Raw genomic sequence first — 18,521 nt, forward strand, 5'->3', positions numbered from 1 at the left:
ATCCCATCTATATGAAAAAGAAAATATTCTTGGCAGTGTTTCTCTGTTGCGGCATGTTTGCAGCAATGGCGCAGACTGCTGCCGACTCTCTTGCCATCGTTTCTGCCGATTGGCAGACTGAGCCCCTGCAGAAAGGGATGCTTTATAAAAAGGCAGTATTCAGTTCTTTGTATGGAGTTCCTCAGGAAGTGTCTATTTTTGAAATATCCCCGAAGCGCTACCGTTTCGATGTGCTCGTCCACAATCCCAAGGAGGAGACCAGTATAGCCGCCCGGCATGCAGGTGCGGTGGCGGCCATCAATGGCTCCTATTTTGATATGAAAGCCGGAAATTCCGTCTGCTATCTGCGTAAGGACGGGGTGGTGATAGATACTACCTCTACTGGGGTTCTGGCAACAGTGTCCAATGGAGCTGTACTTATAAAGAAGGGCAGGCTGGAACTGATTCCCTGGAGCAAGCAGGAAGAAAAGGCATGTACTTTGAAAAAAGGCACTGTGCTGGCTTCCGGTCCTTTGATGCTGAAGGACGGGCAAGTGTGCGACTTGTCCGGGACTAACCGGAATTTTGTAGATACCAAGCATCCCCGCAGTGCTGTGGCGCTGACAAGAGAAGGAAAAATCCTGCTTATTGTCGTTGACGGACGTCGGAAGGGAAAAGCGGAAGGCATCAATATACCCGAGCTTGCCCATATGATTCGTGTATTGGGTGGGGAGGATGCGTTGAATCTGGACGGTGGCGGTTCTTCTACGCTGTGGAGTGGGGAGTTGCCGGATAAGGGAATAGCCAATACCCCGAGTGGCAGCGCAGAGCGTAAGGTTGCCAATTCTCTTTGTGTGTACGAATAAGTTAGGGAAGTAAATGGATAAATCTTAAGTTTTTTGTAATTTTGCCGTCGCATCGAGGTGACATTAGATGCGGCAACTTATTATATTAATTAGCGTATTAACAATATGTACACAGTCATCAAACGTATGGAAGTGTCGGCTGCCCATAGCCTGAAACTTTCTTATCGCAGTAAGTGTGAGAATCTGCACGGTCACAACTGGATTATCACTGTCTATTGCCGTTCCAAAGAGCTGAATGCGGACGGAATGGTGGTAGACTTCAGTCACATCAAGCAGGTGGTAAAGGAACAGCTGGATCATCATAATCTTAATGAAGTGCTGTCCTTCAATCCCACAGCCGAGAACATAGCCCGTTGGATATGCGACCAGATACCCACTTGCTTCAAGGTAGAGGTGCAGGAGTCGGAATCAAACATTGCCGTCTATGAGGAAGATTAATGAGATATTCTACAGTTTGCAGGGAGAAGGATACCATACGGGTACCCCGGCTGTCTTTATCCGTTTTTCCGGTTGTAACCTGAAGTGCCCCTTCTGTGATACGCAGCATGAGGACGGCATACTGATGTCCGATGAAGATATCGTAACAGAAGTTAGTAGATACCCTGCCGCTACCGTGATACTGACCGGTGGAGAACCCTCCCTTTGGATTGACCGTGAATTTGTGGATTGTCTGCACCAGGCGGGAAAGTATGTCTGCATTGAAACAAACGGTACCCGTCCGCTGCCGGATAATATAGATTGGGTGACCTGCTCTCCCAAGCAGGGGGTAAAGCTGGAAATTACGCGTATGAATGAAGTGAAGGTGGTGTATGAAGGGCAGGATATTACTGTTTATGAGCAGTTGCCCGCCGGGCATTTCTTTCTTCAGCCTTGCTCTTGCAGCAATACGGCCGAAACGGTGGATTGCGTGATGAAGCATCCTAAGTGGAGACTTAGTTTGCAGACACATAAGCTGATAGATATCCGGTAGGCATTTATAAAACGAATAATGGCTGTAAGCAATGCTTACAGCCATTATTCGTTCATGCACGGGAGGAGAGGCTCGAACTCCCGACACCCGGTTTTGGAGACCGGTGCTCTACCAACTGAGCTACTCCCGTGTTTGCGGCTGCAAAGGTAATGCAAACTTTCAAATATGCAAGTAACAGACGTACTTATTTTATAAAGAAAGTTGCTTACAACATCTGTAAGTCCTGATACATAATGCGATACGCTGCTGCTTTTTTTCCCAGTGCCAGCGGGTAGGCTCTTGAGGAAGAAGGCATCCGGTAGAGGCGCATCGGATGGTTTTCGAAAAGAAACTCCGTGAAGTCGCCTACTTTGGGCTTGTCGATGGAGAACTGCGTGCACAGCGTGTCCGTAGCCTTCTCGCCGGTGGTAACGATAGCCTTGCATTGCGGTATCCGGTGTAGCAGGGCAGGGACGTCCGTGGGTTGCACCACTTCCAGAAACTTATCCGAGGCATTGTCCTGCAGGCGCCGTATGGCAGAGGCTGTGTCGAACAAGGCAATACCCTTTTCCTGCAGGAAACTGATGAGGCGTTCTTTGCAGAAAGCCTTCTTCGTCTTGTCTACAAAATAATCCTTGTCATTGAAGAAAAGGAACCCGGTAATCCTCCACATGTCATTGTTCCAGTTGGGGTAGTAAAACTCCATGGACCACCGCTTTTTCTGCGGAGGAAAGCTTCCCAGCATCAGCAGACGGGCGTTGCCGGGAAGGAAGGGTTCTAAAGGGTGTTGTTCTATTTCCATACTTTCCAATTTCATTGTTCTGCCTGCAAAAGTACGGAATATATCTTGGATATGCTATCCTGCAATGTCCTGATTGCTCATTCTGTCGGTGATTTGGAAGGGGAAATCAGGATATTCGTAGAGGCTGAACCGGGATTCTGTCTTGCCTTCCGTATAGTTCCAGATGGTGGCATATTCTTCGGCGTCTTCTCCCATGGCCTGCAGTTGGCGGAGGTAGGAGGCTATGGACTTGTTCTCTACGATATATATTTGTCCCAGCCGGTCTATTATAGGGCTGTGGCGCCGGGTGCTGTCATGGTCGAAACGCAGGATGCGCTTGCCTTCGGGAGTGATGCCTACCATGTTGAAGGTCATGCTCTTGCCGATGGCGGGCAGGTTGAGCACATTGCGGTCGGTGGCGAGGAAAGGCAGGTGGTGCGTTTTCAGGAAACGCCGGATGCAGGCTGCCGGGTCATGGACGGTTCCAAGCAGTACGGACAGATTATGGGCATCTTCCTTGGTCAGCTTCCCGAAGCGCTTTTCTTCCCGTTGCTCTTGTACGGAACGGCTGTTGGGGGTAAACACGGCATTGTTTTCTTCAAAACCTTTCACGGAGAAGGTGTAGTAGCAAACCACTCCCAACTGATTGAGCACTTGCCGCAGGCGGGTAGTATGCCCCCGGCGGGATGCAGCTACGTTGTATACCAGTTGGTTGTCAATGAGCCAGCCTGCCGCCAGCAGTTTGCGTATTCCTTCGGCAGCTTCCGGAGTGACTTCGAGCGGGGTTTGGAAATGTGTCTGGATAATGAACTGGTGGATGCCGATGGTAGACGCCTTTTCCTTGAATTCCCTTAGAATCTCCACCAGCCCGTCATTGATGCGCATGGGCAGGTAGGCGGGGAGGCGTGAGCCGAGGCGTACACGTTGCAGCTCTGCATACTTTTCTCCTTCGGGCCGTTCCTGATTGGCTTTCCGCTTGCGGACTGCCATGCGGTAGACGGCGTCTAATATGTTGCCCAGCGTCTTGTTTTGGCTCATCAGTGCGTCACCGCCGGTGATGAGAATGTCCCGCAGTTGCGTGTCTTCCTCAAAATAGGCCATCAGCCGGCGCAGCTTCTTTTCCCATGTCTCCTTGGGACGCAGGGTGTCAAACTCAAAATTGAGCCGTTTGCTTTGAAAGTCGTACATACGCTGACAAGATGCGCAGAGTCCTCCGCAGGCGCGTCCCATGGTGTCGGGGATGAGGATGGCCACTTCCGGATAACGGCGGTGGATGTTATGCCCGTCGGGCAGCAGCCAGCCGGCGGCGTTGGGTTTACCTGGTTCTACGATATCCTCCCGTTCCCAGGCACGTATCTGTCCGTAGGTTTCCACCAGTTGGGGTGAATAGAGTATATAGCTGCGCAGGGCCTCGTCGTCGTATCCGCTGCCGGTGCAGTTCAGCAGTGACAGATAATAGGGGGTGGCGAAGAAAGGCATTCCCTTCTTGCGGGCTTTTGAGAGCAGGTACATGGTTTCGGCAGAAAGGGAGTTGCCGAGAAGACGGTTTAGCTCCGTAGGGCTTTTGACGGCCATGGCAAGATGGAAACGGAAGTCATTCCACCATTCGCTGACGAGGTTGAACTTCTCCTCGTAGCTGAGTCCCTCTTCGAAATGGAAGCGGGAAGCCGGGTTCTTGCGGTGCTCAATCTTCTGCACTAGTGCATGCAGGATGCGTTCCTTGTTCTTTGCACGGATATGCTGCACGTCTTCATCCAGTCCGCTGGGCCAGCGTTCGGTCAGGGTTTTGATTTTCTGTGCGGAGGGCAGGGTGGGGGCTGGCTGGTGGAGGCGTTTGAACTGCTGGAACAAGTCGATGAACAGGTCCGTTTCCGTTTCCTCTTCCCATTGTCCTGTGAGGAAGGAATGCAGCATTGATAAAGTTGATATGGGCAGCTGTTCTCCGATGGAGAGCTCGTGTACTTCCTGCCCGTCAAATTCAATCAAGAGTCGAATTTGCTTACCGGCCTCGTTGTCCACTTCTGGATGTCCGGCAATGTACTCCGTCAGGTTGGCCTTGAAGGCTTCCGCATCGTCGCTTTGAACGGCGATGCTGACCAATTCAGGGAGTTCGTGCCGATAAAGTTGTTCCAGTTGTGATAGAGTGAGTGCAAGCATTTTCTTTTGTTTCATAAGCGGTTGTTTTTTTGAAGTTAATATTTATGATGGTTGACGCGGGGTGCGTCCTTGTGTTCCGTGAGGGGAAAATGATTTCATTTGCTAAAAATAACAAAAAAAAGCGGGAAATTTCTTTCCCGCCTTCTTGTTTCTAAAGTTCTTTAGAATTCTTTTTCTTTTATTTCTCTTCGTTGGCTTTCTGTTTCGGTTCCTTTTTGGCCAGCATCACTACGTTGTAAACGTACTCGGTCATCCATTGTTCCGAATATCCCAGACGCTCTTTGTACTGGCGTACTGCCGCTGCCGTCTTGTGTACATCGTCCTTTTTCCATACGGTTTTTGTACAGACGTCGTGTACGGTTTTTTCGGTCATGCTGCGCAGTGCTCCCTTGAAGATGGAAGGCATGCGGAATTTCCACTGCATCAGGTTTCCCATCAGCATCATCAAGTCATTGGAGAAGCCTTGATACATAAAGAGATAACCTTGTACGTCGTTCTGCGTACGGCAGTGCTTCTTGACGGAAGTATCAATTTCCTTGAAGAAGTTTTCACTGATGCCGTAGTCCTGCATCAGCATCTTGCGCGAAGCGGCCTTTTCCGCTTGTCCCAGGCGGCCTCCCTGCGTGGGGATTTTGAACAGACGCTTGAAGTTGGCTACATCCGGCACAAAGCGGATATTGGTGATGCCCAGGTTGGCGGCTATTACAGACTGGAAGTAGACGCGTGTCAGTGACACGAAGTCTTCCACATTCTTCGAAGATACTTCTCCGGTATTCTTGTTGAATAGTTTGGCAAATAAACTCATATCAAATTACGAATTACTGATTACAAATTACAAGACCGCAGGTCATCCGGCGGTTCCGGCTGCAAAAGTACGAAATAAGTTGGTTATCACCAGCACTCTATGTCTTTTTCTACCTCTTTCAGGCGGTTCTTGGTGAAAACGGGGTCTTTGATACCGGCGCTTTTCTGTGCGCGGTAGTCTTCAAGCAGCCTGAAAGCGTATTTTCCGAGCAGGCTGATGGCGATAAGATTGCAGAGCGCCATGAGTCCCATAGTGACGTCGGCAAGGCTCCATGCCAGGTCGAAGGTGGCAACAGCACCGAACATGACCATGCCGCCCACCAGTATACGGTAGATGTTGAGCACCCATTTACGGTGGGTAAGGTAGCGCACATTGGCTTCTCCGTAATAATAATTTCCCAGAATGCTGCTGAATGCGAAGAAGAACAAGGCTACCGCAACGAAGATGGCTCCCGAAGGTCCTATCTCGTTGGTCAGTGCATGCTGGGTAAGCTGTACGCCGTTTGTGGAACCATCCAGTGGAGCACCGCTGAACAGAATGATGAAAGCGGTGCAGGTACATATAATCAGCGTATCGGTAAATACTCCCAGCGTCTGAATCAAGCCTTGCTTCACGGGGTGGCTGACGTGTGCGGTTGCCGCCACATTGGGGGCGGACCCCATACCGGCCTCGTTGCTGAACAGCCCGCGTTTGATGCCCTGCATCAGCGCCATGCCGACACCCCCTCCCAAAGCCTGCTCCCATCCGAAGGCGTGGCCGACAATGAGTGCCAGGACTCCCGGCAGCTCTTTGATGTTCAACAGAACGATGATAAGTGCCAGTGCAATGTATCCCAACGCCATGATGGGGACGATGATGCTGCTGACTTTGGCTATGCGCTGTACGCCTCCAAAGATGATTGTCAGCGTGAGTGCGGTGATGATGCCTCCCACAACGGCATGGTCGAACCCGAAAGCGCCTTCGAAAGCGGCACACAGTGTATTGCTCTGTACCGAGTTGAATGCAAATCCGAAGGTAATGGTGATAAGTACGGCAAACAGTGCCCCCATCCACGGCTGTTTCAGTCCCTTACGCATATAGTAGGCCGGGCCGCCGATAAAGGAGTCTTTGCCCTTTATCTTATACAATTGGGCCAGTGTAGATTCTACAAACGAGCTGGAAGCACCCAGGAGGGCAATCACCCACATCCAGAATACAGCGCCCGGACCGCCTACTGCAATGGCGGTGGCAACCCCTGCAAGATTGCCCGTACCTACACGGCTGGCAATGGAGATGGCAAATGCCTGGAACGATGAGATATGCTTTTCCTTGGCATCGCCTTTCCCGCCCGAGTCGCCCAGCAGACGTACCATTTCCTTTATCATCCGGAACTGTACAAAGCGGGTTCTCAGCGTAAACCATACGGCGCATCCCAACAGCAGGGCAACGAGGATGTAGGTCCAGAGCAGGTCGTTTATCAGATTTATTATTCCCATAATGTATATGTACAGTTATCTATTTGTAGTAAAAAACTCACACAAAAAAGCGCTACCCTCTGTCGTTATCTAAGGTGGTCTCTGTCGTTACTTTAGGCTATCTCTGTCGTTATTCAAGGCTGCCTCTGTCGTTAACTGAGATAGACTCTTTGCAAGTTGATGATAATCAACGTGGTATGAACTCGTGTGCTGCGATTTGTACTATGGACAAATCTGGACAAACCTGACGGAATCTCCTTGCCTATTTCAGCTTGAAGTGAAATTTGTGTCCTTCAAACACCGGTTCCACTATGTCATAACGAACAAACTTTGCCAGCAGATGTTCGGCGGCGCGTCGGGAAAGATGCGCCAGGCGGCAGTAACGGTTCAGTGAAAGGCGGTCGTTTTCTTCCAGCAGATTGAGCAACAGTTGTTCTCGTTCGGTATATTCTATCAGTTCTCCTTTCGGACTTCCGCTTTGCTGCCAGACGCGCAGATGGACGGGAGTAGCCAGGATGTTTTCATCCTTGATGCGGAGATAGGCCAAGTATTTTCCTGTTTCGTCCTTGGCATATACCGGCTTCCGGTCACTTTCCTCGATTTGTACCACCAGCACACTGCGGCCTTCCACCTGATAGGTCTGCATGGTATAGTTCACTTCGGGGCTGCAATAAAGTCCGGCAGCCGCTTCTATCATATATTGTTCTTCGTCCGAACGGACACCGGCAATTTTCCCGTTATCTTTCACTCCGATGAGCAGTTTTCCACCGTCTGTATTGGCAAAGGCTGAAAGGGTTTTGGCTATCTTGCGGGCGTCGGATATTTCGAACTTGAAATCCTGCTGTTGGTGCTCTCCTTCGGCTATGAGAGCGTGTATATATTCGGTGTCAGTAAGCGTTTTCATGCTTGCAAAAGTAGATAAAAAATGCGTAAGAGCCCCTTTTTGCGGCGATTTTACCGAATATTTCAAAAAAAATATCGTTTTTCTGCATTTATTTCAAGAAAGAATGTATTTTTGCCAGACATTATTAACGAAGTAATTTAAAAAGGATTATGAAAGAATTAGTTGAAAAAGTAGCTGCATTGTATGCAGACTTCTCAAAAGATGCAAACGCTCAGTTGGAAAACGGTAACAAGGCAGCAGGAACTCGCGCTCGTAAGGCTTCTTTGGAAATCGAAAAAGCTATGAAGGAATTCCGCAAAGCATCTTTGGAAGCTTCTAAGAAGTAAGAAAAAAAGCATATTTGATGCTGCGAAAGACTGCCACTACTGGCGGTCTTTTTTGTTTTTGAAAAGTATTATTGCTACTTTTGACGCAGGTATTATGGATGAAAACGTTCTCAATAAACTGAAGATACTGGCAGAGTCGGCAAAGTATGACGTCTCTTGCTCCTCCAGTGGTACGGTGCGCTCCGGCAAGGCAGGTATGCTGGGGAACACTGTGGGTGGCTGGGGCATCTGCCATAGTTTTGCCGAGGACGGCCGTTGTATCTCCCTGCTCAAAGTGATGCTTACCAATTATTGCATCTACGACTGCGCCTACTGCATCAACCGCCGCAGCAACGACCTGCCGCGTGCCACGCTGTCGGTGACCGAGCTTGTAGACCTCACCATGGAGTTCTATCGCCGCAACTATATCGAAGGGCTTTTCCTGAGCAGTGGGGTGGTGCGTAATCCCGATTACACGATGGAACGTCTGGTGCGCGTTGCCAAGGACCTCCGCACTATCCATCGTTTCAACGGATATATCCATCTGAAAAGCATTCCCGGTGCCAGCCGCGAACTGGTGAATGAGGCAGGGCTTTATGCCGACCGTCTCAGCGTCAATGTCGAGATACCGAAGGAGGAGAACCTGAAACTGCTTGCCCCGGAGAAAGACCATAAGAGTGTATATGCGCCTATGCGCTACATCCAGCAGGGAGTCCTTGAAAGTTCGGAAGAACGCAAGAAACACCGCTACGCTCCCCGTTTCGCTCCTGCCGGACAAAGCACACAGATGATAGTAGGCGCTACCGCCGAGACGGACAAGGATATTCTGTATCTTTCGTCGGCCCTCTACAAGGGACCTACGATGCGGCGTGTCTACTATTCGGGCTATATTTCCGTCAATACCTACGATAAGCGCCTGCCGGCATTGAAACAGCCCCCTTTGGTGCGCGAAAACCGCCTTTACCAAGCTGACTGGCTGATGCGCTTCTATCAGTTCAAGGTGGAGGAAATAGTGGATGATGCCTACCCGGACCTTGATTTGGAGATTGACCCCAAGCTGTCCTGGGCTTTGCGCCATCCCGAGCAGTTTCCGGTCGATGTGAACAAGGTGGATTATGAGATGTTGCTCCGCGTGCCGGGCATCGGCGTGAAGTCGGCACGGCTGATAGTGGCTTCCCGACGTTTCTCCAAGATAGGTTTCTACCAGTTGAAGAAGATAGGGGTGGTGATGAAGAAGGCGCAGTATTTCATTACCTGCTGCGAGTTGCCGATGCGCACGGTCAATGAGCTGACTCCGCAAGGGGTACGCAGTCTGCTGTTGCCCAAACCGAACAAGAAAAAAGTGGATGAGAGGCAGTTGATGCTTGATTTTGGCGAATGAATATCTTTTTATACGATAAGACTTTTGAGGGATTGCTGACTTCTGTTTTTGAAGCCTATTCCCGCGGCATTTTCCCCGATGCACTGTTGTTGGAGGGAGAGCCTCTACCATTGTTCTACGATGAAATATTTACAGTGATAACCGATGAGGAGAAGTCCGGTCGCGTCTGGCGCGGATTGCAGAAGAAGCTGTCGTCTGCGGCACTTGCCTGCCTCGCCCAATGCTGGCTGGCAGAGGAACCGGAAACTCCCATGCTACTGTTCCGCTATATTCGCAAGGCGATAGATGCTCCTCGCTCCATTGAAACGAACTTTGCCGACCCTGATGTGCTGGAGTTCTCCCGTATGTGGAAGCGGGTGGATTGGGAGCGTATACGCCTGCTTCAGTTTGTCCGCTTCCAGAAGGCTGCGGACGGTACTTTCTTTGCTGCCGTCGAGCCCGAAAAGAATGCCCTTCCTTTGGTGACGGGGCATTTCAAGGACCGTTTTGCCGACCAGCGTTGGCTGATTTATGACATCAGGCGAGCCTATGGGTACTATTACGACTTGAAGGAGGTGCGCCAGGTGACTTTTGGTGAGGACAGTCGCGAAGGACATCTTGTCACCGGCATGCTCGACGAAAGTCTGATGGACGGAGACGAACAGCTTTTCCAGTCTCTCTGGAAAACCTATTTCAAGGCAATCTGCATCAAGGAACGCCTCAATCCCCGGAAGCACAAGCAGGACATGCCCGTGCGCTATTGGAAATATCTGACGGAAAAACAGCAGTGATTCCCTTTATTCGATTTTCTCCACTGTCACTTCGGGAAATTCCTGCATCAGTTGCAGCAAATATCCCTCATCATAGCTTTTCTTGGATTTGATGACCATGGTCACTTGATAGTTGGTGTACTCTCCCTGCACTTGCCGGTCCAGGTTGTAGGACACCACCAGATAGTCTTTGGAGTTGAATCGCCGGGACACTTGCGGCAGTATCTCTTTGCTGGAAGTGGAAAAGGTTATCACGGAACTTTTCATGCCAATGCTTTTGAAAATAAGGCTCAACAGTTCGAGCCCTGCCAGAGTCAGCAGGGTGGCGGCAATGCTGATGGTGTACATTCCTGCACCTACTGCCAATCCGATGCCTGCAGTAGCCCATATTCCTGCGGCTGTTGTCAGTCCCCTGACTATCTGTTTCTGGAAAATGATGGTACCCGCACCGATGAATCCGATACCGCTGACTACTTGTGCGGCAACACGGCTGGGGTCCAGCGTCACACTGCTTTCCTTGATGATTTCCTGAAAACCATATTGGGATACAATCATGATGAGCGCGCTTCCCAATGATACCAGGAAATGGGTGCGGTAGCCTGCTTCTTTGGCACGGTATTCCCGGTCCAGTCCGATAATGGCACCCAATATTCCGGCTACCAGCAACCTGAGCACAAAATCAAAGTTTAACATCATCATCGTATCCTCTCTTTCTTTTTTATTAATTGATGACCCAATTCTTATTGTGGGGCACTGTTTTCTTGGGGTTGTAATGCATTCCGGCTTGTGTCGGTATTTTTAGTATGTATGTACGTCCGCTTTTATTCATCAGCGAGGTATCCCGCAGCCACGGATTGGCATCTTTCAGTTGGGCATAGGTGATGCCTTTATCTTTGGCAAACTGTGCCAGGTTGCCGATGCCCGTTGTGACGGTCACTTCCGTGTAGGGGATGGGCGGATAAAGATGTTCCCGTTTCAACAGAAAGCCGTACTGCTGTGGATTGCTGATGACTGCTTTGGCTGCCAGCAGGCGGAACATGTAGCGCGAAGTCTCTTCTACCAGCCATAAGTCGACAGCCTGGTCCACCATTTGCTTCTGCAGCTGTGTGGAGATGCGTCCTTGCCCGGCATTGTAGGCGGCGGCTACGCACAGCCAGTTCCCGTATTTCTGATAAGCATCTTTCAGGTACTTGCAGGCTGCTTTGGTCTCTTTCTCGATATGGTATCGTTCGTCGATGTTGCTGTTCACCTCCAGTCCGAATTCGCGTCCGGTGGCAGGCATGAACTGCCATAGGCCGGCGGCACCCGCAGGCGATTTGGCAAGCGGGTTCAGGTTGCTTTCTATCACAGCGAGGTACTTGAAGTCATCGGGAAGGCCGTTGGCTTTTAGTATAGGCTCTATGACGGGGAAGTAGCGGTTGGCACGCTTCACCATGAGCATGGTGGTGGAGTGCATGTAGGTGAAGGACATCAGTTCGCGGTCCATACGTTCGCGGTGGTCGTAGCGAAGCAGGTCAATAGCTTGTCCGGCAAAAGTGATCTTGTCCGGTACGCTGGGGGAGGTCACGCAGTAGGGAACTTCGGATTTCACGGAATCGCGTTCGGGATTCAGCGTACTGCTGCCTGCGAGGAAGGGGAGGCTGGAACCTGCGCACAGTGCAATGGCAGCGGTAAGCACGATATATTTTGAATTTTTCTTCATGTCTGTATGTATATTTCTGTTTGGAGACGTGAAGATACGAAATCAATTCGTTATAGGCAACCTTTCCCATAGCCATCGTGGAATCATACGCCAAAAAAATACCAGTACCCGGTAGCGTCCGTCAATGACAACTACCCGTCTCTTTTCTCTTAAAGCCTTGATTATGTGCTGTGCTACACGGTCTGCTTTCATCAGCATCGGGTATTTCCCGCTTTTCAATAAATCGGTGGCAACAAATCCCGGACGGATGTCGGTGAAGTGTATATCAAGATGCTGCATCCGGGCAAGTTGTGCCAGCGCTTCGATGTAGGTATTCTGGAAGCGTTTGGTGGCAGAGTAGGCCGGTGCAACGCCCAGTCCTTTAGTGCCTGCAATGGAACTGATGACAGCAATATGTCCAGAGCCTTTTTCCTTGAAATAGTTGAAGGCGGCAGTCACCATGCGGGTAAATCCCTCTACATTGGTACGTGCCGTGTTCAGTTCGATGTCCGGTTGTAAGTCCCGGTTTTGATGTCCCACGCCGGAACTGAGGAAAAACAGGTCCATGCCTCCCAGCTTTTTTATCAGGTTATGGAGGTGTAGAGTCGCTGTCTCTTCCGTAACGTCCAGCTGTTCCGTGACTATCCGGTCGGGTGCGGTGGCTTGCAGGGCATGCAATGCTTCCTCTCTTCTGCCGGCAATGCCTATATGCCAGCCTTGTTGTACAAGTATCCTGGCTACTTCTTGTCCGATGCCTGAAGTGGCACCGATGATGATGGCTTTCTGCATGATGATAGGGGATTATCCGATGACGGTTGCTACAATTCTTCTTCCTCCGCCCCGGTTGCGGAACTCGCAGAGATAGATGCCTTGCCAGATACCTATGTTCAGACGCCCATTGGTGATGGGGATGGTGAGGCTGGTTCCGCTGAGGGTTGCCTTGGCATGGGCGGGCATATCGTCATCGCCTTCGCATGTATGTTGGTAATAAGGTTCCCGTTCTTTTACGAGGCGGTTGAAGATGGCTTCCATATCTGTCTGTACGTCAGGGTCTGCATTCTCGTTGATGGTGAGGCCTGCGCTTGTATGCTTGATGAACAGATGCAGGATTCCGGCAGACGGAAGCGGTGGAAGGTTGCGTATAATCTCCTCTGTCACCAGGTGAAAGCCACGCCGGCGAGGGGTTAGGGTAAATTCTTTCTGTGCGGTCATAAATCATTGTTTTTCGTTTGTTGTCAGGATGGTTTTGTCCGGCAGGGCAGTTCCACGGTGAATGTGCTTCCCACTCCCATTGTCGAATCTACGGTAATCACTCCATTCATTTTCTCAACGATGGATTTGCAGATGGAGAGTCCTAATCCGGCACCTTGGGCAAAAGAGTCCACCTTTTCGAACCGTTCGAATATCATTTCCAGTTTGTCGGGGGGAATACCGCATCCAGTATCGGAAACACTGATTCTTATGCCGTCTGTGTCCGTTTCGTAGTACACTTCGATATGTCCCTGCACGGTGTTTTTCAGTGCATTCGATATGAAGTTGTTCAGTATCTGTTTGATGCGCATCGGGTCGTGCTCTATCTGGCCGGGGGCTGCCGGATACCTGGCAAAGAGTTTCACTCCTGCCGGAACGTTCCGTTCGTACTCGGTAATACTTTCCTCGATGAGTTCTGCCGGATTGAACCATTCGGAATGGAGCTCTATGTGTCCGGCCTCTATCTTGGAAAGGTCCAGAACGTCGTTGATTAGTTTGAGCAACAGTTGGTTGTTGTGGTTTATCAAAGAGATGTACTGTTCCCTTTCCTGCTCGTTTTCCACGTAGTGCAGCAGGCTGGAGAAACCGATAATCGCATTTAGCGGCGTGCGGATTTCATGGCTCATATTGGCAAGGAAAGCGGATTTCAGCCGGTCTGCCTCTTCGGCCTTTTCCTTGGCTTGTATCAGCATTGCCTCCGTCTGCTTTAATTGGGTGATGTCGTAATTGATGCAGATAATCTCTATGATGTTCTGTTCAGGCATGTAGCGTTCTACAATGATGTTGACGTGGGTCCACATGAAAGAACCGTCTTCTTTAAGAACACGTACTTCCCGGCTGAGCTTGTGTGCCAGTCCTCTCTTTACGTTCTGTAGGAAGTCAAGCATGATAGTACGGTCGTCTGGGTGGAGATGATTGTAGGTTCCGATGATTTCGGACAATGGTGTTTCTGTTTTCTCACCCAAGTTCTTGTACCAGCTGCGTTGGGCATAGCCTTGCTCATTAAGAAGGTCATAATTGGCATATCCCACTTTGGCATAGTCACCTATAAGCTCAAAGTGGCTCTCGAACTCTTGTATTTTGTTGTAAGCGACGGTCGTTTCCGTTTTGTCTGCGTTGATTAGCAGATAGTTGGTCAGGTTGTGATTATCGTCGTAAAGGCTTGTGACTTTGGTTACAAGGTCTATGGTGCCCGTCTTCTTCTGTGTCTTGTAGTAATTGCCTATTTTAGAGAAGTCATACCGGAAAGTGAAGTCTGCATTTTCATGTTTTCTTAACTTGCTTTTCATCTCTTCCGGGAAAATCGGATTCTCGAAAATATTAATTCCAAGTAGATCTTCTTTCTGTTTGAGATGGAACATTTCCTGCTCTTTGTCATTCATATCTATCAATATTCCCTCTCGGTTATAGAGCTCAATTCCTACCGGAAGATATTTATAAATATTATGGAGGAGACGGTTACGCTCTTGTAAGGCTTGGGATGCCGATGACATGTCGGGACCGTCTTGTGTTTCGGCAATGCCGTAGACTTTGACATTACCGTTTTCATCGGTTCTCTGCAGGCATATCTTGCTTCTTATCCACGTTGGACCCTCTACTGTGTTGAGCAGATATACAGTCTCTTGTGTCTGCCGGATATTGTCGAAGGAATGTGTGGTAGTATGCCGTTGTTCCTCTTTCAGGATACGTTTGTTGAAATCTTTAAAGCTGATGGTTCCATCCTCATCCAGTCCCAGCAACCGGGAGATATATTCGGAGCAAATGTAGCTTTCGGTCTTTAAATCAGCTTCCCACCATCCCATATTGGCATTGGTCATCATTGCTGACAGTAAGTCATAATCAAATTTAGAATTCATACCGGAATCTTTGATAGTGATGTTTTTGTTCTGTCACAACAATTAAGATATTGACAAAGATACATTATTTCCAAATTAATCTGTGATGAACGGAAATAAAAATAAGGGTTATATGTGTTTTTGGGAAATGGGAAAAAGGTACCCGAGTTTTTGTACTTGCCGGAATAAGACGTATATTTGTTGCAATTTTTACATTCTAACAAGAAAATGCCATGAAGCGTATTGGACTCTTTGTAATAGTTTTTTTCTGCATATCACTCTTACTCCATGCAAGCGGCCCGCGTGTCTTGTTTATCGGAGATTCTATCACGGACGGTAACTGGGGAAATGCCTGCGGGATGCCCAAACCGACTGCGGAACGAAGCCTTTGGGATATGAACCATATTTACGGTAGCGGCTATATGTATTTGTGTGCAAGTCATTATCAAGGAGATTTCCCGGAAAAGGAATATGCTTTTTTTAACCGTGGCATCAGTGGAAACACTCTCCGGGATTTGGAGAAACGCTGGGAAGAGGATGTCATTGGAATGAAACCGGATGTGCTTTCCGTCTTGGTGGGGACAAACGATGTACATTACTATCTGCAGGGTGACAAAAAAGAGCCTTTTGATTTTGAAGGATGGGAGAAATGTTACCGTTCCTTGCTTGACCGTTCTTTGCAGGCCAATCCGGAATTGAAGATAGTGCTGGGCACTCCTTTTGTTGTCAATGTCGGCAATATGCGTAAGAGTGAGGACTTTGCAGAACGTGATAGTCTGGTGCGTCGCTGTGCCGCCATCGTAGAGAGGATAGCGAAGGACTATCAGACGGTATTTCTTCCTTATAATGCGATGTTCGATGAAATTCTTGGCACTGCTCCGGCTTCTCAGGACACCTATTGGATTTGGGACGGTATCCATCCTACTCCTGCAGGGCATAAACGAATGGCGGATATGTGGATAAAGCGCGTGAATTTATAATTTATCAATAAAATAGAGAGTAATGGAAAAAGTGATTATCAACTCGTACGAGGATTTTGAAAAGCTGGTAGGCCAGCAAATCGGTGTTTCGGAATATGTAGAGCTCCCTCAGGAGCGTATCAATCTGTTTGCTGATGCGACATTGGACCATCAGTGGATACACGTCGATACGGAACGCGCCAAAGTGGAAAGTCCTTTTAAGAGCACTATTGCACATGGGTATCTCACCTTGTCCATGTTGCCATATCTGTGGAACCAGATTATTGAAGTGAACAACCTGAAGATGATGATTAATTATGGTATGGACAAGATGAAGTTCGGTCAGGCGGTATTGTCCGGACAGAGCATCCGACTGGTTGCCCATTTGCAATCTCTGTCGAATCTGCGCGGTGTGGCAAAGGCGGAAATAAAGTTTGCCATCGAAATACAAGGTGAAAAGAAGAAGGCACTGGAAGGGGTGACTATATTTTTGTATTATTTCAATTGATTATGCGTAAGATGGTATGCCCCCAATGCAAGGTGGGGGCATTTTTTGTGATGAACGGACAAGGTGAGCGCCTGCCGGTCTACATCTCTGACAAAGGTGAGATTGTACCTAAGGACGGCACCTCCTCGTTGGAGGGATACGACCAGGATACGGTTTATTGTTTGTGCTGTTCCTGGCGCGGGACTCCGAAACGTTTGGTGAAATACTGATGGACATACTCCTGCCACAAATGGCGGAGTGCCGCCACGGGATGGTACAACAGCATCCGTGGTCCGGCATACCGCATGACTTCACGCATCCGTTCTTTCATTTCGGGCTTGTAGCAGTGAATGCTGCATTGCCTGCAGGTGGATTTATTCTCACCGAAAGGACAGCGTGAAAGACGAATGCGGGCATATCCCAGCAATTCCTCGCATCGGGGACACAATTGCTTGTTACCTTCCTTTTTCCGGCAGTAGAGGCGGACCATCCGTTCTACTGTCTGTTTTTCCTGCTCGATACGGGATGGCATGTTTATTGTTTGGACTGCCAGCGTTTCAAGGTCGGGAAGAATTCTTTCATACCGGCAATGGCTTCCTCTTTAGTGAAATTCATTCCGGAATCCTTGTTGAATTCGTCGGTGAACTGTGCACAATGTTCTATCATTTCGTCCATAGTGCAGTCTTGTGCAAAATTGCCGTGCTGGTAGCAATAGGTGCAATATTCCTCGTTGAGGCTACCGTCGGCATTGGTTCCGAGTACTTCTGCAGATGACAAGGGCATTCCGCAGCTTTGGCAAAGTTTAGCTTCCATAATGTGTGGAGTTAAGTGATATGCAAATATAGAATATTATTTTGGTTGAAGCGTCCTTTTCAGATAAATCATGTCTTTCAGTTGCTTGCCTCCTTCAAATATGGGGTGGTCGTAATTATCGATAAAGAAATCGGGTACCCGGTGTGAGTATGCAAATCCGCAGCTTTCATAGAAGGGGATGGTTAGCGGACTGTCTCCAGTGCCGACAAGCATAGTATGGCACCGGTCTTTATAATGTTCAAGAACGAATGCTATCAGTTGTCTTCCATATCCCTGGCGCTGGTATTCCGGATAGACAGCTATGCTCTTTATTTCGTAGATTCCTTTATCCTCGCAGGTGATTACACAAGACGCTTTGACTGTATCATTATCGGATAGGATGAACATCTCTCCCCGTTCCAGATAACGGTCAATCATGGACTCTTGTTCGTCGGCAAGCAGCAGCAGGTCAAGATATTGCTTTTTGTTGCCGGATATGGGATGTATTCTTATCATATTTCTGAATTTCTGGTGTGAAGTTAGTCATTTTCTATTGAATTACAATGGATATCTCTTTTTAACTGTTGAATGGTTGAGAGTTGCCGGTGAACAAAATCTGCCATACGCCGTTCTTCTCATAACATGATAATCTGATGAAGTTATGAGTAAGTTGAAATTCTCTTTTCTGGTTTTGATGCTGATGGTATCAGTCTCGGCTTCTGCCGATTGGGCACCTGCTGATGTACAGGCTGCACTGAAGAAAATGTATCCTACGGCAGATGATGTTGCCTGGTCGCATGATGAGTCTTATTATGTGGCAGATTTCCTGATGAACGGTTTTGATACGAAAGTCTGGTTTGACGGGCAGGCGCAATGGGTAATGCAACAGACGGACTGGGAGACAATGGACGAAGTGCCCCCTGCCGTTTACAATGCTTTTGCCGCCAGTGAATATTCCGGAGGGATGGTGCAGAATGTCACTTGGGTACAGTTTCCCAAATGGCAGTCCATCGTGGCGGTAGAGGTAGGGATGGCAAATCTCCAGACGAAATATCAGATATTGTTTACCCCGACGGGCGAAATCATCCGTGCCCGTAATGTCACCTATACATACAATCCGCTCGGCGCAGCCACTTTCTTGTAACGTCTGTTCGCATACCTGCTGAATTTATCATATCTTTGCCTT

At 48.9% G+C, this 18,521-nt stretch carries 23 protein-coding genes and 1 tRNA gene; 10 read left to right on the plus strand and 14 right to left on the minus strand.

Annotated elements, in window-relative coordinates; all coding sequences use genetic code 11:
- Positions 1-11 precede the first annotated feature (11 nt).
- The 3 genes from CSD97_RS13900 (at position 12) to CSD97_RS13910 (ending at position 1,815) form a co-directional block, all read left to right on the plus strand.
- On the plus strand, positions 12-845 hold the full coding sequence (locus CSD97_RS13900; protein WP_008663824.1) for a phosphodiester glycosidase family protein: 834 nt from the start codon (positions 12-14) through the stop codon (positions 843-845).
- A 105-nt stretch (positions 846-950) separates the two neighbouring features.
- Positions 951-1,283, plus strand: coding sequence for a 6-carboxytetrahydropterin synthase QueD (gene queD, locus CSD97_RS13905; protein ID WP_005826426.1), 333 nt, complete (start codon positions 951-953; stop codon positions 1,281-1,283).
- A complete protein-coding gene (locus CSD97_RS13910; RefSeq protein ID WP_005835838.1) occupies positions 1,270-1,815 on the plus strand; it encodes a radical SAM protein in 546 nt (181 codons plus the stop codon). The genes queD and CSD97_RS13910 overlap by 14 nt, the downstream gene beginning before the upstream one ends.
- Before the next feature lie 57 nt (positions 1,816-1,872).
- Here CSD97_RS13910 and CSD97_RS13915 read toward each other — a convergent pair.
- The 6 genes from CSD97_RS13915 to CSD97_RS13940 form a co-directional block, all read right to left on the minus strand.
- Positions 1,873-1,945, minus strand: a tRNA-Trp gene (locus CSD97_RS13915).
- A gap of 75 nt (positions 1,946-2,020) precedes the next feature.
- Positions 2,021-2,596 carry a uracil-DNA glycosylase family protein gene (locus CSD97_RS13920; RefSeq protein ID WP_005835840.1) on the minus strand — a complete coding sequence of 192 codons (576 nt, stop codon included), beginning with the start codon at positions 2,594-2,596 and terminating at the stop codon, positions 2,021-2,023.
- Positions 2,597-2,650: 54 nt separating this feature from the next.
- A complete protein-coding gene (locus CSD97_RS13925) occupies positions 2,651-4,747 on the minus strand; it encodes a hypothetical protein (protein WP_005835841.1) in 2,097 nt (698 codons plus the stop codon).
- Positions 4,748-4,910: 163 nt separating this feature from the next.
- Entirely contained in the window at positions 4,911-5,537 is a 627-nt protein-coding gene (locus tag CSD97_RS13930; RefSeq protein WP_005826441.1) for a hypothetical protein, read from the minus strand.
- Between the two features lie 86 nt (positions 5,538-5,623).
- Complete coding sequence (locus tag CSD97_RS13935; RefSeq protein ID WP_005835842.1) at positions 5,624-7,012, minus strand: alanine/glycine:cation symporter family protein; 1,389 nt, start codon at positions 7,010-7,012, stop codon at positions 5,624-5,626.
- Positions 7,013-7,253: 241 nt separating this feature from the next.
- The gene (locus tag CSD97_RS13940; RefSeq protein ID WP_005826445.1) at positions 7,254-7,895 is read right to left on the minus strand and encodes an ATP-binding protein; all 642 of its coding nucleotides are present in this window, start codon (positions 7,893-7,895) and stop codon (positions 7,254-7,256) included.
- Between the two features lie 149 nt (positions 7,896-8,044).
- Here CSD97_RS13940 and CSD97_RS13945 point away from each other — a divergent pair, with 149 nt between their 5' ends.
- From CSD97_RS13945 to CSD97_RS13955, 3 genes are all read left to right on the plus strand, one after another.
- Positions 8,045-8,221 (plus strand): histone H1, encoded by a 177-nt coding sequence (locus tag CSD97_RS13945; RefSeq protein WP_005826447.1) that lies wholly within the window; start codon positions 8,045-8,047, stop codon positions 8,219-8,221.
- 94 nt (positions 8,222-8,315) lie between these two features.
- Positions 8,316-9,581 (plus strand): putative DNA modification/repair radical SAM protein, encoded by a 1,266-nt coding sequence (locus CSD97_RS13950; protein WP_005835844.1) that lies wholly within the window; start codon positions 8,316-8,318, stop codon positions 9,579-9,581.
- Positions 9,578-10,351 (plus strand): TIGR03915 family putative DNA repair protein, encoded by a 774-nt coding sequence (locus CSD97_RS13955; protein ID WP_098032585.1) that lies wholly within the window; start codon positions 9,578-9,580, stop codon positions 10,349-10,351. The genes CSD97_RS13950 and CSD97_RS13955 overlap by 4 nt, the downstream gene beginning before the upstream one ends.
- 6 nt (positions 10,352-10,357) lie before the next feature.
- On the opposite strand, the gene CSD97_RS13960 is transcribed toward CSD97_RS13955, so the two are convergent.
- Genes CSD97_RS13960 through CSD97_RS13980 form a run of 5 tightly spaced genes read right to left on the minus strand, consistent with a single transcriptional unit; the run spans position 10,358 to position 15,118 of the window.
- On the minus strand, positions 10,358-11,026 hold the full coding sequence (locus CSD97_RS13960) for an MgtC/SapB family protein (protein WP_009036622.1): 669 nt from the start codon (positions 11,024-11,026) through the stop codon (positions 10,358-10,360).
- A 25-nt stretch (positions 11,027-11,051) separates the two neighbouring features.
- Positions 11,052-12,032 carry a lytic transglycosylase domain-containing protein gene (locus CSD97_RS13965; RefSeq protein WP_005826452.1) on the minus strand — a complete coding sequence of 327 codons (981 nt, stop codon included), beginning with the start codon at positions 12,030-12,032 and terminating at the stop codon, positions 11,052-11,054.
- A 42-nt stretch (positions 12,033-12,074) separates the two neighbouring features.
- Positions 12,075-12,800 carry an SDR family NAD(P)-dependent oxidoreductase gene (locus CSD97_RS13970; RefSeq protein ID WP_098032586.1) on the minus strand — a complete coding sequence of 242 codons (726 nt, stop codon included), beginning with the start codon at positions 12,798-12,800 and terminating at the stop codon, positions 12,075-12,077.
- Between the two features lie 12 nt (positions 12,801-12,812).
- A complete protein-coding gene (locus tag CSD97_RS13975; RefSeq protein ID WP_005826454.1) occupies positions 12,813-13,223 on the minus strand; it encodes a secondary thiamine-phosphate synthase enzyme YjbQ in 411 nt (136 codons plus the stop codon).
- Between the two features lie 23 nt (positions 13,224-13,246).
- Positions 13,247-15,118 carry a PAS domain-containing sensor histidine kinase gene (locus CSD97_RS13980; RefSeq protein ID WP_098032587.1) on the minus strand — a complete coding sequence of 624 codons (1,872 nt, stop codon included), beginning with the start codon at positions 15,116-15,118 and terminating at the stop codon, positions 13,247-13,249.
- 212 nt (positions 15,119-15,330) lie between these two features.
- Between CSD97_RS13980 and CSD97_RS13990 the strand changes: the two genes are divergently transcribed.
- Genes CSD97_RS13990 through CSD97_RS14000 form a run of 3 tightly spaced genes read left to right on the plus strand, consistent with a single transcriptional unit; the run spans position 15,331 to position 16,773 of the window.
- A complete protein-coding gene (locus CSD97_RS13990; protein WP_098032588.1) occupies positions 15,331-16,077 on the plus strand; it encodes an SGNH/GDSL hydrolase family protein in 747 nt (248 codons plus the stop codon).
- Positions 16,078-16,099: 22 nt separating this feature from the next.
- On the plus strand, positions 16,100-16,564 hold the full coding sequence (locus CSD97_RS13995) for a MaoC family dehydratase (RefSeq protein WP_098032589.1): 465 nt from the start codon (positions 16,100-16,102) through the stop codon (positions 16,562-16,564).
- Positions 16,565-16,566: 2 nt separating this feature from the next.
- On the plus strand, positions 16,567-16,773 hold the full coding sequence (locus CSD97_RS14000) for a hypothetical protein (protein WP_005835857.1): 207 nt from the start codon (positions 16,567-16,569) through the stop codon (positions 16,771-16,773).
- On the opposite strand, the gene CSD97_RS14005 is transcribed toward CSD97_RS14000, so the two are convergent.
- Genes CSD97_RS14005 through CSD97_RS14015 form a run of 3 tightly spaced genes read right to left on the minus strand, consistent with a single transcriptional unit; the run spans position 16,719 to position 17,851 of the window.
- Positions 16,719-17,075, minus strand: a complete 357-nt coding sequence (locus tag CSD97_RS14005; RefSeq protein WP_008663812.1) for a nitrous oxide-stimulated promoter family protein — start codon at positions 17,073-17,075, stop codon at positions 16,719-16,721. The genes CSD97_RS14000 and CSD97_RS14005 overlap by 55 nt on opposite strands.
- Positions 17,076-17,077: 2 nt before the next feature.
- Entirely contained in the window at positions 17,078-17,356 is a 279-nt protein-coding gene (locus CSD97_RS14010) for a zinc ribbon domain-containing protein (RefSeq protein ID WP_005835861.1), read from the minus strand.
- 36 nt (positions 17,357-17,392) lie between these two features.
- The gene (locus tag CSD97_RS14015) at positions 17,393-17,851 is read right to left on the minus strand and encodes a GNAT family N-acetyltransferase (protein WP_005835863.1); all 459 of its coding nucleotides are present in this window, start codon (positions 17,849-17,851) and stop codon (positions 17,393-17,395) included.
- Positions 17,852-17,996: 145 nt separating this feature from the next.
- Here CSD97_RS14015 and CSD97_RS14025 point away from each other — a divergent pair, with 145 nt between their 5' ends.
- Positions 17,997-18,479 (plus strand): PepSY-like domain-containing protein, encoded by a 483-nt coding sequence (locus tag CSD97_RS14025; RefSeq protein WP_005835865.1) that lies wholly within the window; start codon positions 17,997-17,999, stop codon positions 18,477-18,479.
- The last annotated feature ends 42 nt before the right edge of the window (positions 18,480-18,521 follow it).

It is taken from the genome of Bacteroides sp. AR29, assembly GCF_900217715.1.
Lineage (GTDB): Bacteria > Bacteroidota > Bacteroidia > Bacteroidales > Bacteroidaceae > Bacteroides > Bacteroides uniformis.

What these genes read in the sequence shown, in the direction of transcription:
- CSD97_RS13900 (WP_008663824.1), top strand. Translation starts at nt 12, where the DNA reads ATGAAAAAGAAAATATTCTTGGCAGTGTTTCTCTGTTGCGGCATGTTT.
- queD (WP_005826426.1), top strand. Translation starts at nt 951, where the DNA reads ATGTACACAGTCATCAAACGTATGGAAGTGTCGGCTGCCCATAGCCTG.
- CSD97_RS13910 (WP_005835838.1), top strand. Translation starts at nt 1,270, where the DNA reads ATGAGGAAGATTAATGAGATATTCTACAGTTTGCAGGGAGAAGGATAC.
- CSD97_RS13920 (WP_005835840.1), bottom strand. Translation starts at nt 2,596, where the DNA reads ATGGAAATAGAACAACACCCTTTAGAACCCTTCCTTCCCGGCAACGCC.
- CSD97_RS13925 (WP_005835841.1), bottom strand. Translation starts at nt 4,747, where the DNA reads ATGAAACAAAAGAAAATGCTTGCACTCACTCTATCACAACTGGAACAA.
- CSD97_RS13930 (WP_005826441.1), bottom strand. Translation starts at nt 5,537, where the DNA reads ATGAGTTTATTTGCCAAACTATTCAACAAGAATACCGGAGAAGTATCT.
- CSD97_RS13935 (WP_005835842.1), bottom strand. Translation starts at nt 7,012, where the DNA reads ATGGGAATAATAAATCTGATAAACGACCTGCTCTGGACCTACATCCTC.
- CSD97_RS13940 (WP_005826445.1), bottom strand. Translation starts at nt 7,895, where the DNA reads ATGAAAACGCTTACTGACACCGAATATATACACGCTCTCATAGCCGAA.
- CSD97_RS13945 (WP_005826447.1), top strand. Translation starts at nt 8,045, where the DNA reads ATGAAAGAATTAGTTGAAAAAGTAGCTGCATTGTATGCAGACTTCTCA.
- CSD97_RS13950 (WP_005835844.1), top strand. Translation starts at nt 8,316, where the DNA reads ATGGATGAAAACGTTCTCAATAAACTGAAGATACTGGCAGAGTCGGCA.
- CSD97_RS13955 (WP_098032585.1), top strand. Translation starts at nt 9,578, where the DNA reads ATGAATATCTTTTTATACGATAAGACTTTTGAGGGATTGCTGACTTCT.
- CSD97_RS13960 (WP_009036622.1), bottom strand. Translation starts at nt 11,026, where the DNA reads ATGATGTTAAACTTTGATTTTGTGCTCAGGTTGCTGGTAGCCGGAATA.
- CSD97_RS13965 (WP_005826452.1), bottom strand. Translation starts at nt 12,032, where the DNA reads ATGAAGAAAAATTCAAAATATATCGTGCTTACCGCTGCCATTGCACTG.
- CSD97_RS13970 (WP_098032586.1), bottom strand. Translation starts at nt 12,800, where the DNA reads ATGCAGAAAGCCATCATCATCGGTGCCACTTCAGGCATCGGACAAGAA.
- CSD97_RS13975 (WP_005826454.1), bottom strand. Translation starts at nt 13,223, where the DNA reads ATGACCGCACAGAAAGAATTTACCCTAACCCCTCGCCGGCGTGGCTTT.
- CSD97_RS13980 (WP_098032587.1), bottom strand. Translation starts at nt 15,118, where the DNA reads ATGAATTCTAAATTTGATTATGACTTACTGTCAGCAATGATGACCAAT.
- CSD97_RS13990 (WP_098032588.1), top strand. Translation starts at nt 15,331, where the DNA reads ATGAAGCGTATTGGACTCTTTGTAATAGTTTTTTTCTGCATATCACTC.
- CSD97_RS13995 (WP_098032589.1), top strand. Translation starts at nt 16,100, where the DNA reads ATGGAAAAAGTGATTATCAACTCGTACGAGGATTTTGAAAAGCTGGTA.
- CSD97_RS14000 (WP_005835857.1), top strand. Translation starts at nt 16,567, where the DNA reads ATGCGTAAGATGGTATGCCCCCAATGCAAGGTGGGGGCATTTTTTGTG.
- CSD97_RS14005 (WP_008663812.1), bottom strand. Translation starts at nt 17,075, where the DNA reads ATGCCATCCCGTATCGAGCAGGAAAAACAGACAGTAGAACGGATGGTC.
- CSD97_RS14010 (WP_005835861.1), bottom strand. Translation starts at nt 17,356, where the DNA reads ATGGAAGCTAAACTTTGCCAAAGCTGCGGAATGCCCTTGTCATCTGCA.
- CSD97_RS14015 (WP_005835863.1), bottom strand. Translation starts at nt 17,851, where the DNA reads ATGATAAGAATACATCCCATATCCGGCAACAAAAAGCAATATCTTGAC.
- CSD97_RS14025 (WP_005835865.1), top strand. Translation starts at nt 17,997, where the DNA reads ATGAGTAAGTTGAAATTCTCTTTTCTGGTTTTGATGCTGATGGTATCA.